The sequence below is a fragment of the Niallia laureatilytica genome (assembly GCF_046613985.1).
In the GTDB taxonomy this organism is placed as follows: domain Bacteria; phylum Bacillota; class Bacilli; order Bacillales; family Cytobacillaceae; genus Niallia.
This window is the reverse complement of the sequence record NZ_JBKKHP010000001.1, coordinates 569,320-583,922: the sequence shown is the minus strand read 5'-3', so window position 1 is coordinate 583,922 and position 14,603 is coordinate 569,320. Positions and strand designations below refer to the sequence as shown.

Below are 14,603 nucleotides of genomic sequence, written 5' to 3'. Positions count from 1 at the left end.
AGAAAGGAATTTGCAGATGGGTACAAAAAGAAAAATTATTTTAATAACAGATGGAGACGAATATGCAAAACGAGCAGTTGAAATGGTGGCAAAAGAAGTGGGAGGCCGCTGCATTTCTACGTCATTTGGAAATCCCTCCACCCATAGTGGACCGGAGATTTTAAATCTCATAAAAAAAGCCAAAAATGATCCCGTATTAGTGATGTTTGATGATAGTGGCTATGTGGGTGAGGGGGCAGGCGAGACAGCTTTGAAATACATAGCAGCACACAAGGATGTGGAAGTGCTTGGGGTAATTGCTGTTGCAAGCAGAACGAGAAGAGAGGAATGGACAAGGATTGATGTGGCAATCGACCAAGATGGCAATCTGACTCCTTACGGTGTAGATAAGCTTGGCATTCCAGAGTATGAGATAGGAAGAATGAGCGGTGATACTGTCTACAGTCTCGATAGTCTCGACTTGCCTTTAGTTGTCGGCATCGGTGATATAGGCAAAATGGGAAAAAGAGATTCCTATGAAAAAGGTGCACCAATAACACGAATTGCAGTGGAATATATTTTAGAAAGAAGTGGATTTTATGAGCAAGGAAACACATGATATGGAGACTATTTTTAGAAGGCTCTGCGATGTAGAAAAGTACATGACCGACAGGGTAGGCTTAGGTGTCAGCTTTGACCTTGGAGTGAGAAAAATCAGTGTTCTCCATCATGAGGTAAATGTGTACTATGTGAACGGACTCGTTGACAGTGCCATCATTTCTCAGCTTTTAGAACAGCTATTATTTTTAAATGATGAAGAACGTGTACATCAATCAGATGACTTTTTTAAAATTATTGAAAACCAGCTTGTGCACCACCAAGTAAAGCCCCTGGAAAAAATGGATGAGCTTGTAGACCAAGTGCTGTCTGGTTTAGTTGTTGCAGTCATGGAAGGCTATGAAAAAGGTATTGCCATCGATGTAAGAAGCTATCCTGGCAGAACTCCGCAGGAACCGGATACAGAAAAGGTTATCCGCGGTTCTCGTGATGGTTTTGTCGAGAATATTATCGTAAATACGGCAATTACAAGAAGACGAATACGTGATGAGCGGCTCCGTTTTGAGATTATGAAGGTCGGAGAACGGTCAAAAACTGATGTGGCAATTGGTTATATTAAAGATATTGCTGATCCAGATCTAGTTGCAATCATTAAAAAGGAGCTAGAGCAAATAAATGTTGATGGCATCTCGATGGCAGACAAGACAATTGAGGAGTTTTTGCTAAAGCAAGGTTACAATCCATATCCTCTAGTCCGCTACACAGAAAGAGCAGATGTCACAGCCAATCATTTGCTAGAAGGCCATGTTGTCATATATGTTGATACATCACCGAGTGTTATTATTACACCTGCTACGTTCTTTCATCATTTGCAGCATGCTGAGGAATATCGACAAGCTCCAATGGTCGGCACATTTGTGCGCTGGGTTCGCTTTTTAGGTGTTATCGCTTCCTTGTTTTTCTTGCCATTGTGGTTTCTTGTTACACTTGAGCCGTCTTTGCTGCCGGAAAACCTGGCCTTTATCGGACCGACAGAGCGTACCCACTTGCCGATTATTGTTCAGTTATTTATTGCTGACTTCGGTTTAGAATTCTTAAGGATTGCAGCCATTCATACACCGACACCGCTGTCGACCGCTATGGGCTTAATTGCGGCCGTTATGATTGGGCAAATCGCCATTGATGTTGGTTTGTTTGTACCAGAAGTTATTCTTTATGTGTCAGTGGCAGCAATCGGGAATTTTGCGACTCCAAGTTATGAATTAGGGATTGCCAATAAGCTCGTACGCTTTGTTCTCTTAATATTAGTCGCTATATTCCATACTCCAGGTTTTGTTGTCGGCTGTACTTTGTATGTTCTGTTTTTAGCAAGCTTGCGCACATTGAATGTTCCATATCTATGGCCTTTCATTCCGTTTTATCCAAAGGCGCTACTTAATATTCTTATCAGAAGAACAGTTCCTAGTAGTAAATTAAGACCAAGCCATGCACATGCTCAAGACCGTAATAAATAGAAATATCCAATAAAAAGAGGATTGAGAAATGGGTTTATTTATGATACATTTGTTTAATCAAGTAGGCTGTTAAATAATTGGACATAAAAAGGCAGACAGTTCGAAAGGGGAACTGTCTGCTTGTTTCTTATTTTTTCATCTTAGCCTTTCATATCAATCTTAGGGAGAATCGAGGGGGATATATGCATTATTATGGAACTTCCAGTGTGAACGAAGCTGGCCATTTGGAAATTGGCGGTGTTGACACAGTGAGAATAGTCGAAGAATTCGGAACACCAGTATATGTATATGATGTTGCACTTATCAGAGAACGAGCAAGAGGATTTAAGGATACATTCGCTAAACGAGGTATTCCGGCACAGGTTGCTTATGCAAGCAAAGCATTTTCAACAATTGCAATGGTACAGCTTGCCAATGAGGAAGGGCTGTCCCTTGACGTAGTATCCGGCGGTGAGCTTTATACGGCAATTACAGCTGGTTTCCCGATGGAAAGAATCCATTTCCACGGCAATAACAAAAGCAGAGAAGAACTGCTGATGGCAATTGAGCATAAAATCGGCTGTATTGTAGTTGACAACTTTTATGAGCTTGCCTTATTGCAGGAGCTGTGTGAACAGAACCACAGCAAGATGCCGATTCTGCTTCGCGTAACACCTGGGATTGAAGCACATACACATGACTATATCCTTACAGGACAAGAGGATTCTAAATTTGGCTTTGGACTGCAAAATGGACAAGCAGAGGAAGCGATCCTTAAAGCGATGGAATCTGAAAATCTTGAGCTGTTAGGGCTGCATTGTCATATCGGCTCTCAAATTTTTGAGACAACAGGCTTTGTGCTTGCTGCAAAAAAGATTATTGGTCAGCTTTATAAATGGAAACAGGCTTTCGGCTTTGAATCTAAAGTTTTAAACCTTGGCGGGGGCTTCGGTATCAGATATACAAACGAAGACCAACCGATCCAGCCTTCAGAATATGTGGAAGAGATTATTACTGAAGTGGAGAAAAATATGAATCAATTTGGCATGAGCATGCCGGAAATTTGGATTGAGCCAGGCAGATCACTAGTTGGGGATGCAGGCACAACTCTATATAAGATTGGTTCGAGAAAAGAAGTTCCAGAAGTGCGCCAATACTTAGCGATTGATGGAGGAATGACAGATAACATCCGTCCGGCATTGTATGATGCGAAATATGAGGCTGTTTTGGCAAATAAACCTTTGGTTGAAGCAGAAGAAACGGTGTCCATCGCTGGCAAATGCTGTGAATCAGGAGATATGCTAATTTGGGATCTACCACTGCCCAAAGCAGGAGAACAAGATATTTTAGCAGTGTTCTGCACAGGTGCATATGGTTATTCTATGGCTAATAACTATAACCGAATTCCAAGACCTCCAGTCGTTTTTGTGGAAAACAAGGAAGCGGTTCTTGTTGTAAAAAGAGAGACGTATGAGGACATAGTTCGTCTGGATTTACCTTTGAAAGAGAAGGCGTCTGTAAATAAATAAGAAAAAGGAAGTGCATTTGCACTTCCTTTTTTTTCTATTAAGAGAAGAATGATTTTATCGCATCAACGAGACTTGCAAAAAATTCTTTTACTTTTGCAAGAAAACCTTGACCTTCTTCACTTTCAATAAATGCATTAAATTTATCTTTTGCATCTTGCAGCTGATCTCCAACCTGATTCCAGTTGATATCCAGCTCTTTAAGCTTATTGAAGAAATCCATCAATGTTTGCTTTTGAGTATCGCTTAACGAAATATTAAGCTCGCTTGCTGCATCATTGATGATTTTTTCCAGTTCAGCATCTGTCGACGGTTTATTTTCCGCGATTTTTTCTTTGATTTTTGCCATTAGTGCAGATGCTTTATCTGTTCCTATTTCTTCACCGAGGTTAGCGGTCTGCACCATCTCTTCATTGGCAGCCTGTTTAACATCCTCTGGAATTTCTGTATCTGTTGATACTTCATATGCTTTAATAAGACCTGTAAGTGCTGCTGTCCCCGAAACCTCAATTGGAGCTGTAACATAAATGTCAGCATCCTTTACACCTGCAGTTATTAACGCATTAATATACATTTCATCTGTTACCCAGTTTATATTTTTAGTTGTCACTTCTATTCCGCTTCCTGCATCATTGATGGTAATAGCGGAGGAAGAGATGGCTCTTGTGCCAATCAATGCCTTGGAAATATAGCTTCCTAGATATTGATGTTCTTCTTTATTAGAGACTGTAATGATTTGTGCATCATCAGGCGCTTTCATTTCCGTCAGAAGCAGTTTCTTCTGCTCTTCTGTCAAGTTTTCACCTAAAGTGATAATCATATCCCCTGGCGCTGCATCTGCTAATGCGTGCAATGGCAGCAGGAGCAAAAGTGAAAAGACAAGCACAGCCCATTTTTTTCTAATCATCTGTGTTTCCTCCTAAATATGTTCTATGCATATAGACGTACAGGCAAATCAAAAAGTTTCCTTCTACCCACATATTGTGTAAAGGACGGGATTTGCACTTGCTATTATAATCGATAATAAGGCTAATAAAAATAGTAGCTGAATGAATTGTTTTAGCATACTATTATAATGAGAAGATGATATATGGATTACTTGCAAACAGTAGGGATTTTGACGCAGTTACTGTAATGATGCTTTCTTCTTATAATATTTTCATTGAAGATTAATCATAATTTATGTATGATAGTATTTATAACAGGTTTCGCCAAAGTCAGATAATTTATGCTCTTATGGCGGATTTAAATACTAGTGCCGGTTTCTTCATATTTAAAATAGAATATTGTTTGGAAACAATCCATTATGGGAAAACTTACAGGTAAATATGCTTTAATAATAATGAGGGATACAAATGATTATTCGTTATAAAAAATCTTTTGAGAAAATTGCGATGGGCCTGCTTTCTTTTATGCCTGCCGAAAAGGATTTAAAAGTGCTACAGCAAACGATAAAGCAATACGAAGCTAACGAGAATTGGCAGCTTTTTTTATGGAAGGAAGAAGAGGATATTATCGGGCTTATAGGAATCAGCTTTGAAGATGCGGACAGAATCAGCATCCAGCATATATCCGTAAACCCTTCGTACAGACATCAAGGTGTCGGTAAATCGATGGTGCAAGCAATTAAGTCATTATATACCAACAAAAAAATCGAAGCGAACGAATTGACTGTAGGCTTTCTTTCTAAATGCATGAATATGGAGGAAAATCTTAATTCGTAATAAAAATAAATCCCTGACCGGATTCCTTACAGGTAAGCGGTCAGGGATTTTTTGCTACCTATTTCTTCCTGCGTTCCTTACGCTCTGCAATGGCAGCATTTCTTTCTAAGATGACCTCGCTTCTATCTCGTGTCAGATGACGATGAACAATTGCTTCAGCAGGTATTAAACTTGATTTCCACTCCATTCCATGCGATAGACACCATTTCACGCATTGCTCTTCTAAAAAAGCATCGTTAATAGGCAGGACTAACGGTTTAAAGGGAAGCTGGTTATTAATATTATGCAATCTTTCTTCCAATCTCGCCAGCAATATATGCTCATCCAGTCCATAGTCTGACCATATCCAGTTTCCATGCTTAAACATGATAATGGCTTTTTCTAATGTTTTGCGTGCGCCAGTGAAATTTCCGCGACGATGGTGATAACATGATACTGCCATTAAAATAAAGCTGACCCAAATCGATTCTTTATTGCCTGGATCCACCTCTTTCCAATATTCCTCTAATATTTCATGGCACTCAAAGAAATCTTGATCTCCATGAAAATGTGCCAAATACTCAATATATTCATCTGGATACACCACTATTTTCTCCTTCCCGACAAAAAGTATCTTTTGCTATTATACTTCCTTTACAAGCAGATAGAAAAGTCAGTTACCCTATATGCTTTTGAAGATGGTATAATTTATTATTGGATAACTTTATGGAATCATCTATACTTATACTAGCATAAGGAATATGGATGTTATTTTATTAGGATTTTGGTGAGATATAATGCAATATAATGTGAAGATTGACAGTTTTGAAGGTCCTTTGGACTTGCTGCTGCATTTAATAAATAAATTAGAAATTGATATATATGATATAAATGTCGCGGAAATAACGGAACAATACTTAGAATATATCCATGCAATGTCAGAGCTGCAGCTTGATATTGCAAGTGAATTTTTAGTGATGGCAGCGACACTTCTCGCAATTAAAAGCAAGATGCTGCTTCCTAAATACGATGAAGAGCTTCTTGATGATGACCTTATGTATGAGCCAGAAGAAGATTCAAGAGAAGACTTAATCGAAAGACTGGTAGAATATCGTAAATTTAAAGAAGCAGCGGATGATCTTAAGGAGATGGAGCAGGAGAGAGGGTTGATTTTCACGAAGCCTCCGAGCGATTTATCTGACTTTACCCAAGATGCAGATCAAAATGCTAAAAGCGATTTGGACGTGTCTTTATACGATATGCTGGCTGCGTTCCAAAAGCTGATGCGCAGGAAAAAGCTGCAGGCGCCCCTATCGACAAAAATAACAAGACAGGAAATTCCAATCGAGAGCAGGATGGAGGAAATTCTTGTTTTCATTAAAAGCAGAAGAAGAACTCATTTTGAAGAGCTTTTTCCTGTCCATGATAAAACCCATATAGTTGTGACCTTTCTTGCTCTGTTGGAGCTAATGAAGCGCCAGGCGTTATTTGTGGAACAAGAGCATAACTTTGCAGATATATTTGTGGTTGGAAAGGAAGAGGAAAGATTTTGATGGTTACAAATTGGAAAGGTATTATTGAAAGTTTATTATTCGCAGCTGGAGATGAAGGCTTGACACTTAAGCAGCTGGCCCATGTCCTGAATGTGGAGCAATTCGAGGCGGAGCAGGTAACAAGAGAGCTGATGGAGGATTATCGTAAAGATGAAAATAGAGGTATTTCCATTGTGGAAATAGCCGGGACCTTTCAGCTTGCCACGAAAAAAGAGCATTCAGTCTATTTAAAAAAGCTTGTTGAATCCCCGCATGCTTCTACATTATCACAGGCTGCACTTGAAACCCTTGCCATTATTGCTTACAGGCAGCCGATTACAAGAGCAGAAATTGAAGAAATCCGCGGTGTGAAAACAGAAAGGCCCCTTCATACCCTTTCTGCAAAAGCGCTAATAAAAGAGGTCGGCAGAGCAGAAGGTGCAGGCAGGGCAATCTTATACGGAACGACAAAGGAATTTTTAGATCATTTTGGTTTAAAGGACTTAAAGGAACTTCCTGAATTAGCAGAAAAAGAGGAAGATTATAAGCAGGAAGAGGCAGATTTGTTCTTCGAATCATTCCAGCAATTGGATGACTAAAACAAAAAGAGGCAGGATGAAAGCAACGCATTCATCCTGCTTCTTTTTTTCGGTTATTTAAACATGTTCCCCCCATTCTGCACATATTCTGTAAAGAATGACTTTAGATAGAAAAGGGGTTATCTGAGATCAATGAGCAGCTACAATGAATATGTAAAAGATGTGTTAGTCTGGAACAGAGAATTGAAGGACTTTTTAGAAACAGAGAATGTCCAAAGAAGCGCAGAAATTTGGAAAAGCCTTGATAAGTTTACATCCTTAATGGAAACGGTCCAACGCAAACCGATTGATACAGAGGAACTGATTAAAATCCAGCATAAAGCGGAAGAGCTTCAGGACGAAATGGAAGGTTACTTTAAGCAGAGACAGCAGGTTGGAACGATTTTCATCAATGAACCGTCAGTAAAGGCAGGAGGCCACAAGCTGCCGCCGCTGCCGTATGCTTATAATGCATTGGAGCCCTATATAGAGGAAGAAATTATGAGGCTTCACCATACAAAACATCATCAATCCTATGTGGATGGACTAAATAAAGCAGAAACAATGCTGGCACAAGCAAGAAAAGATCGAAAGTTTGACCTTGTGAAGCATTGGTCGAGAGAGCTAGCCTTCCACGGATCTGGTCATTATTTGCATACGATCTTTTGGAATAATATGAGTCCAAACGGCGGAGGAGAGCCTAAAGGGATGCTTCTTGAGTCAATAAAGGATTATTTCGGCAGCTTTGACGCTTTTAAGCACCACTTTACAGAAGCAGCCAAGGCAGTGGAAGGGGTAGGCTGGGCAATCCTAGTCTGGTCACCTCGGGCGCGCCATTTGGAAATTCTCCAATCAGAAAGGCATATGCTGTTGACTCAATGGGATACAATTCCCTTGTTGGCATTGGATGTTTGGGAGCATGCCTATTACTTACAGTACAAAAATAACCGTGCTGATTATATCAGTAATTGGTGGAAAATCGTTAACTGGAAAGATGTTGAAGAGAGGTTTGCGAAGGCAAGTGATTTGAAATGGAGGCCGTTTTAATTTTTTATTGAGCATGCAGGCGAACAGCAATGGTTCGTCTGTTTTTTTGATTTTAAAAAGAGAGCCTAAGTCTAAAGTTTTTACCAATTTGTCATAAGCCCGCTTGTCCTGCATAAATATGTACAAACCATATAAGGAGACGAGGTAGTGTTATATGAAACCATATAAGATATTACTCCTATCTTGCATCACGGCATTTCTGTTGCTGACTATCCCGCAAAATGCCAATGCGCAAATATATGTCAGTGCTAGCAGCGCCATTTTGATGGAGCAGGAATCAGGACGAGTCATTTATGAAAAGGATGCACATACCCAAAGAAGGATTGCCAGCATAACAAAAATTATGACAGCCATTCTTGCGATTGAGTCGGGAAAAATGAATGATATGGTGAAAATTAGCGAGAATGCAGTTAGATCTGAGGGATCTTCGATTTACTTGAAGGCCGGCGAAAAAATCTCTCTAGAAGATTTGGTGTACGGGCTGATGCTTCGATCTGGGAATGATGCAGCTACTGCTATTGCGGAGCATGTCGGCGGAAGTTTGGACGGATTTGTTTACTTAATGAATCAAAAAGCACAAGAGCTGGGCATGAAGGACACACATTTCGCTAATCCTCATGGGCTGGATGATCATGAGGATCATTATTCATCTGCCTATGACATGGCGTTACTAACAAAGTATGCGATGGATAATGAGCAATACAAAAAAATAGCAGGAACAAAAAATTACCGTTCAGAAAATCCTGATGGAGAATGGGACCGGGTTTGGAAGAACAAAAACAAGCTGCTGACTGGTCTTTATGAGTACACCACAGGCGGAAAAACAGGTTATACAAAAAGAGCGAAAAGAACCCTTGTCTCCACAGCGGAAAAAGATGGAGTCGAGCTGATTGCAGTCACTTTAAACGATCCTGATGATTGGGATGATCATATAAACATGTATGAGACTGCATTTAAGAATTATCAAATGGCATTAGTGCTGGAAAAAGGCAAAGTTAAGACAAAGGACTCCTTCTATAAAAACAAGCTGTATATTAAAGAGGATTTAGTGTATCCGATTACGGAAGCGGAGAAGGATGAGTTAAAAATCCAATTTAAGCTTTCAAAAGTCCAAGCAGATTGGAAAAAGAAGGAGCAGAGTGTTCCTGACATAGTCGGCAATGCAGAGATCTATTTAGAAGGCAAGCTGGTAGAAACTGCTCCCGTTTATTTTGAACATGCAAAAGTAAAAGAAAAGAAGAGCTTCTTTGACCATTTTAAAAGTATGTTTCTGGCAGTTATGGGAGTAGATAAGGATGGTTAATATCATTTGGGTGCTCCTGACTGTGATTGGAATAGTTTTTGCCATCTTTAATGGGACTATCGATGAAGTCAACAAGGCAATCTTTTCAGGTGCAAAAGAAGCAGTTACGATATGTATCGGATTAATCAGTGTGCTAGTCTTTTGGCTTGGCATGATGAAGATTGCGGAACAAGCAGGACTCTTAAAAAAACTTACAAATCTGTTCAGACCCTTAGTATCCAAGCTGTTTCCAGAGGTGCCGAAGGACCATCCGGCCATGGGATATATTCTTTCCAACATGATGGCCAATATCTTCGGTTTGGGAAATGCTGCCACTCCCCTTGGAATAAAAGCAATGGAGGAGCTGAAGCGGTTAAACGGTGGCAAGACGAGTGCAAGCAACAGCATGATAACCTTTTTGGCATTAAATACCTCCAGCATAACGCTTATTCCAACAACGGTTATCGCCATTCGCATCAACTACGATTCAGCTTCACCGACTGATATAGTTGGACCGACCTTAATTGCGACGATTTTCTCCGCAATTAGCGGGATTTTAATTGATCGATATTTTTACTATCGAAGAATGAGAAAAGGATGAATTCATAATGGAAATTATTTCACTGTTGTCAGTTTGGATGATTCCTTCTTTAATTTGCTTTATTCTCGTTTATGGAACATACAAGCGTGTACCAACATATGAAAGTTTTGTAGAAGGAGGGAAAGAGGGCATTTCAATGGCCTTTTCCATTATCCCTTTTTTAGTGGGCATGCTTGTGGCAATCTCGGTATTCCGTGCATCAGGGGCATTGGAATATTTTATGGGATTTCTAAAGCCGGCATTAGACTTTTTTGGAGTGCCATCAGAGGTTGCTCCGCTTGCGTTTATTCGCCCTATTTCTGGCAATGCAGCCCTTGGTATGACAAGTGACCTGATTGCCACCTATGGTCCGGACTCCTATATCGGCCGGCTTGCGGCTACTATTCAAGGCAGTACTGATACGACCTTTTATGTGCTAACTGTGTATTTTGGCGCTGTCGGCATCAAAAAGATGGGTGATGCACTTAAAGTAGGGCTGCTTGCAGACCTTGTCGGGTTTGTAGCAGCGATTGTTGTTGTGACATTAATGTTTGGTAAGTGATGCTCCGATTCGTTCGGAGTTTTTTTTTATTTCAGTGTTTTTACAGACTTTCCTTTGAAAATGGGCAAACTTATGTCATAATTCAAAAGATGACAAAAAATATGGCTGTTTGAAAAGTAAGCTATTGCTGTTGATGAATTTAATGAGGTGAAACATAAATGGAAAGACTGCAAAAGGTAATTGCCCATGCTGGGATTGCATCGAGAAGGAAAGCAGAAGAATTAATTCTGGATGGAAGAGTTACTGTTAACGGTAAAGTCGTAAAAGAATTAGGTGTAAAAGTTGGACCTTCTGACAAGGTTGAAGTGAACGGTGTTCCGATTGAAAGGGAGGAGCCTGTATACTTCTTGCTGTACAAGCCTCGCGGCGTGATTTCGAGTGTGAATGATGATAAAGGCAGAAAAGTAGTAACAGATTTCTTTTCTGAAGTAATATCATCAAGAATCTATCCGGTCGGACGTCTTGATTATGACACATCTGGACTTATCTTGCTCACAAATGATGGAGAATTCGCCAACTTGATGATGCACCCTAAAGGGGAAATAGAGAAGGTATATGTCGCAAAGATTAAAGGCATTCCGATGCGAGAGAAAATCAAGCTGCTGGAAAAAGGCGTTATGCTTGAAGACGGTAAGACAGCACCAGCAAAAGCTAAGGTTCTGTCTGTGGATAAGAAAAAAGGAACCTCTATCGTTGAGTTGAAAATTCATGAAGGCAAAAACCGCCAAGTCCGCAGAATGTTCGAAGCGATTGGCACACCTGTGTTAAAGCTGAAAAGGGAACGATACTCCTTTTTGAATTTGAATGGCTTGAGCCCTGGTGATGCACGTGAATTAACCGCACATGAAGTAAAACTTCTTCGCACGGAAGCGAATAAGAAAAAATAAGCTTGTTAAAAATTCATAAAACGTTCACAGAACAAGGTGCATGATTACAATATCTGCAACATTAAAATGCTATAATGATTATAAGTTTTTTACGGAAATCCCATTGATATTTAACAAGTCTTTGGGATTTTGTTGTTTATAAGATGGGCAAAAAAGGAAACATGCAAAAAAGTGTTTAGCGTGCTTCCATTATTATCATAGAAGCGTTGTAAGGAGGATTACCAAATGGAGAAGGAAATAAAAATTCTTGTCGTGGATGATGAGGACAGAATCAGAAGGCTGCTGAAAATGTATTTAGAACGAGAGGACTTTCTTGTTGAGGAAGCATCAGACGGGCAAACCGCTTTAAATAAAGCTCTTTCCAGCGATTATGATATTATTTTGCTCGATTTGATGATGCCAGGCAAGGACGGAATGGAAGTTTGCAAGGAGCTGAGGGAGAAAAAGGCGACACCTGTTATTATGCTTACTGCCAAAGGAGAAGAAATTAACAGGGTGCAAGGATTTGAAGCAGGTACAGATGATTATATTGTTAAGCCCTTCAGCCCGCGGGAAGTGGTGTTGAGAGTCAAAGCTTTATTAAGAAGATCTGCTCCAGCTGGATTTGTACAAAGTGAAAGCAGTGCAAAGGACTTAATTGTGTTTCCTTACTTAACAATTGACAATGATGCGCACCGTGTTCTTGCAAATGGCAGAGAAGTCAGTCTCACGCCAAAGGAATATGAATTGCTGTTATTTCTTGCTAAATCACCAGACAAAGTATATGACAGGGAGCTGCTGCTGAGAGAAGTGTGGCATTATGACTTTTTTGGCGATTTACGCACAGTCGATACACATGTTAAACGTTTGAGAGAAAAACTGAATAAGGTATCAGAGGACGCTGCTCGGATGATTGTTACAGTTTGGGGAGTAGGCTACAAGTTCGAGGTCAGCAATGGATGATGTTTTGGAGAAGTGTTGTATTTAAGCTTTGGAGTACCTTTTTACTGCTGATTTCAGTCGTATTGATTATATTGACTGTTATGCTCCTTGAGTATTTTGAGCAGTATCATATGGAGTTGACAAAAAAAGAGCTGACAAGCAATGCTGCCAAGGCGTCAAGCATTCTTGAGCAACATCCGGATATCGGCATGGATATCGTGTGGGAGCTGGTGGATGAATCTGCCGCTGCGGCGATTGAATTAGATGGTAAGACTTCGATATCTCCGGACAGTGAATTTACGCAGGATTCAATGGAAACGGCCCTATCAAGCAAACAGCTTAAACAAGTGAACGTTAACGGCAAGGAGACTATGCAAACAATTAAACTTGCAAGCGAAGGAACAAATGAGAATGTTGAAGTGACAGCAAGCGGTGTTCCTATACTTCAGGGAGATAAACCGATTGGTGCAGTCTATGTTTTTCAAAATCTGTCTGTTCTTAATGATACAAAAAACTCAACAACGAAGTTTATTGTGTTAGCTGCTGTTGTCGCCATTATTTTAACAACAATATTTGCTTTCTTTTTGCTTACTAGAATTACAGCCCCTCTCCGCAAGATGAGAGAGGCTGCAATGGAGCTGGCAAGAGGGAATTTCGAGACTACTGTTCCAATATGGTCTCAAGATGAAATAGGGGAGCTGTCTGTAGCATTTAATCAAATGGCAAAACGGCTGAACTTTAACATAAATGCCTTAAGCCAAGAAAAAGAACAGCTCGGTAATATACTGAGCGGCATGGCAGACGGTGTGCTTACGTTTAATAAAAACGGAAGTTTGCTTATAACAAATCCTCCGGCAGAAAGATTTCTGCAATATTGGCATTATGAACAAGGCAGCAGTGAGCCGCTGCAAGAGCAAGTGCCTGCAGAAGTGAAAGAACTGTTTCAGCTTGCCATCGGCACGGGAGAAGAGCAAATTGCCGAGATGAAGCTTTCGCATAGAGCGTGGGTGATTATTGTAAGTCCCCTCTATAATAGGGAACAGATAAGAGGAGCTATTGCAGTTATTAGGGATATGACCGAAGAGCGGAAGCTGGACAAGCTGCGCAACGATTTTATTGCTAACGTATCTCACGAATTGCGCACACCGATCAGTATGCTGCAAGGCTATAGTGAAGCCATTGTAGATAATATTGCACAATCTGAGGAAGAAAAGCAGGAAATGGCCAAAATCATTTATGACGAATCTCTTCGCATGGGCCGCCTTGTCAATGAGCTCCTTGATTTAGCAAGGATGGAAGCGGGACATCTTGAGCTATTCCTAGATGAAGTGGAAATGACTTCCTTCTTTCATCGGGTTGCACGGAAGTTTAATGCAATCGCAAAAGAAAAAAATATTGAAATAACGATGGATATCCAAGAGGATATGACGCCATTTGTGATGGATGTTGATAAAATGGAGCAGGTGGTCACAAATATTATCGACAATTGCATCAGGCATACGAAAGACAATGGTACTGTGAAAATCAATGCAAAATCAGATAATGTCGGCATTTACTTGGAAATAGAAGATAACGGTGCCGGGATTAAAGAAGAGGATTTGCCATATATTTTTGAGCGCTTTTACAAGGCGGATAAGGCAAGGACGAGAGGCAGCGCGGGCACAGGACTGGGGCTTGCCATTGCCAAAAATATCGTGGAGGCTCATAATGGCCATATATCTGTCACAAGCAAGTATGGTCATGGAACGACATTTTTTATCTTTTTGCCCCGAAATGTTGAATAAATTTAGAGATGTTGCCGATTCTTCTTGATTCACAAGAAACAATTTAACATAATAGAACATAAGGAAGGATTATTCCTTCCTTTTTGTTTTGCTTAAAAATACGATTAATCTTAATAATTACATAAAAAATTATTGTAGAAGAAAAAAATCCGTAACTATTGTGGAAAACAA

The 14,603-nt window shown here is 40.1% G+C and carries 15 protein-coding genes; 13 read left to right on the top strand and 2 right to left on the bottom strand.

All coding sequences use genetic code 11. The annotated features are described in order from the left end of the window. The first annotated feature begins 16 nt into the window (after positions 1-16). The 3 genes from spoVAEA (at position 17) to lysA (ending at position 3,559) form a co-directional block, all read left to right on the top strand. The gene (gene spoVAEA, locus ACLIJJ_RS02980; protein WP_233313295.1) at positions 17-598 is read left to right on the top strand and encodes a stage V sporulation protein SpoVABEA; all 582 of its coding nucleotides are present in this window, start codon (positions 17-19) and stop codon (positions 596-598) included. Further along, positions 579-2,051, top strand: coding sequence for a spore germination protein (locus ACLIJJ_RS02975; RefSeq protein ID WP_282581399.1), 1,473 nt, complete (start codon positions 579-581; stop codon positions 2,049-2,051). The genes spoVAEA and ACLIJJ_RS02975 overlap by 20 nt, the downstream gene beginning before the upstream one ends. Positions 2,052-2,233: 182 nt before the next feature. Continuing rightward, positions 2,234-3,559 (top strand): diaminopimelate decarboxylase, encoded by a 1,326-nt coding sequence (gene lysA, locus ACLIJJ_RS02970; protein WP_411410527.1) that lies wholly within the window; start codon positions 2,234-2,236, stop codon positions 3,557-3,559. Between the two features lie 37 nt (positions 3,560-3,596). On the opposite strand, the gene ACLIJJ_RS02965 is transcribed toward lysA, so the two are convergent. After that, positions 3,597-4,463: a DUF1002 domain-containing protein gene (locus tag ACLIJJ_RS02965; RefSeq protein WP_233313305.1), complete on the bottom strand. Its 867-nt coding sequence runs from the start codon at positions 4,461-4,463 to the stop codon at positions 3,597-3,599. A gap of 448 nt (positions 4,464-4,911) precedes the next feature. Here ACLIJJ_RS02965 and ACLIJJ_RS02960 point away from each other — a divergent pair, with 448 nt between their 5' ends. Continuing rightward, on the top strand, positions 4,912-5,280 hold the full coding sequence (locus ACLIJJ_RS02960) for a GNAT family N-acetyltransferase (protein ID WP_233313307.1): 369 nt from the start codon (positions 4,912-4,914) through the stop codon (positions 5,278-5,280). A gap of 58 nt (positions 5,281-5,338) precedes the next feature. Here ACLIJJ_RS02960 and ACLIJJ_RS02955 read toward each other — a convergent pair whose 3' ends face one another. Beyond that, the gene (locus ACLIJJ_RS02955; protein ID WP_411410526.1) at positions 5,339-5,866 is read right to left on the bottom strand and encodes a DUF309 domain-containing protein; all 528 of its coding nucleotides are present in this window, start codon (positions 5,864-5,866) and stop codon (positions 5,339-5,341) included. A gap of 190 nt (positions 5,867-6,056) precedes the next feature. Here ACLIJJ_RS02955 and ACLIJJ_RS02950 point away from each other — a divergent pair, with 190 nt between their 5' ends. From ACLIJJ_RS02950 to ACLIJJ_RS02910, 9 genes are all read left to right on the top strand, one after another. Next, positions 6,057-6,812 (top strand): segregation/condensation protein A, encoded by a 756-nt coding sequence (locus ACLIJJ_RS02950; protein WP_233313310.1) that lies wholly within the window; start codon positions 6,057-6,059, stop codon positions 6,810-6,812. Continuing rightward, positions 6,809-7,390, top strand: coding sequence for an SMC-Scp complex subunit ScpB (scpB, locus tag ACLIJJ_RS02945; protein WP_282581398.1), 582 nt, complete (start codon positions 6,809-6,811; stop codon positions 7,388-7,390). The genes ACLIJJ_RS02950 and scpB overlap by 4 nt, the downstream gene beginning before the upstream one ends. A gap of 132 nt (positions 7,391-7,522) precedes the next feature. Continuing rightward, positions 7,523-8,416, top strand: coding sequence for a superoxide dismutase (locus ACLIJJ_RS02940; protein WP_237941673.1), 894 nt, complete (start codon positions 7,523-7,525; stop codon positions 8,414-8,416). Positions 8,417-8,570: 154 nt separating this feature from the next. Beyond that, positions 8,571-9,719, top strand: coding sequence for a D-alanyl-D-alanine carboxypeptidase family protein (locus ACLIJJ_RS02935; protein WP_233313313.1), 1,149 nt, complete (start codon positions 8,571-8,573; stop codon positions 9,717-9,719). Continuing rightward, a complete protein-coding gene (locus ACLIJJ_RS02930) occupies positions 9,712-10,299 on the top strand; it encodes a nucleoside recognition domain-containing protein (protein ID WP_233313314.1) in 588 nt (195 codons plus the stop codon). Before ACLIJJ_RS02935 ends, ACLIJJ_RS02930 begins: the two co-directional genes overlap by 8 nt. A 7-nt stretch (positions 10,300-10,306) precedes the next feature. Then, positions 10,307-10,840, top strand: a complete 534-nt coding sequence (locus ACLIJJ_RS02925; RefSeq protein ID WP_233313315.1) for a spore maturation protein — start codon at positions 10,307-10,309, stop codon at positions 10,838-10,840. A 158-nt stretch (positions 10,841-10,998) separates the two neighbouring features. Continuing rightward, positions 10,999-11,727 carry a pseudouridine synthase gene (locus ACLIJJ_RS02920; protein ID WP_237941672.1) on the top strand — a complete coding sequence of 243 codons (729 nt, stop codon included), beginning with the start codon at positions 10,999-11,001 and terminating at the stop codon, positions 11,725-11,727. 225 nt (positions 11,728-11,952) lie between these two features. Then, complete coding sequence (locus tag ACLIJJ_RS02915; protein ID WP_233313317.1) at positions 11,953-12,669, top strand: response regulator transcription factor; 717 nt, start codon at positions 11,953-11,955, stop codon at positions 12,667-12,669. Further along, positions 12,666-14,432: an ATP-binding protein gene (locus tag ACLIJJ_RS02910; RefSeq protein WP_237941671.1), complete on the top strand. Its 1,767-nt coding sequence runs from the start codon at positions 12,666-12,668 to the stop codon at positions 14,430-14,432. Before ACLIJJ_RS02915 ends, ACLIJJ_RS02910 begins: the two co-directional genes overlap by 4 nt. The last annotated feature ends 171 nt before the right edge of the window (positions 14,433-14,603 follow it).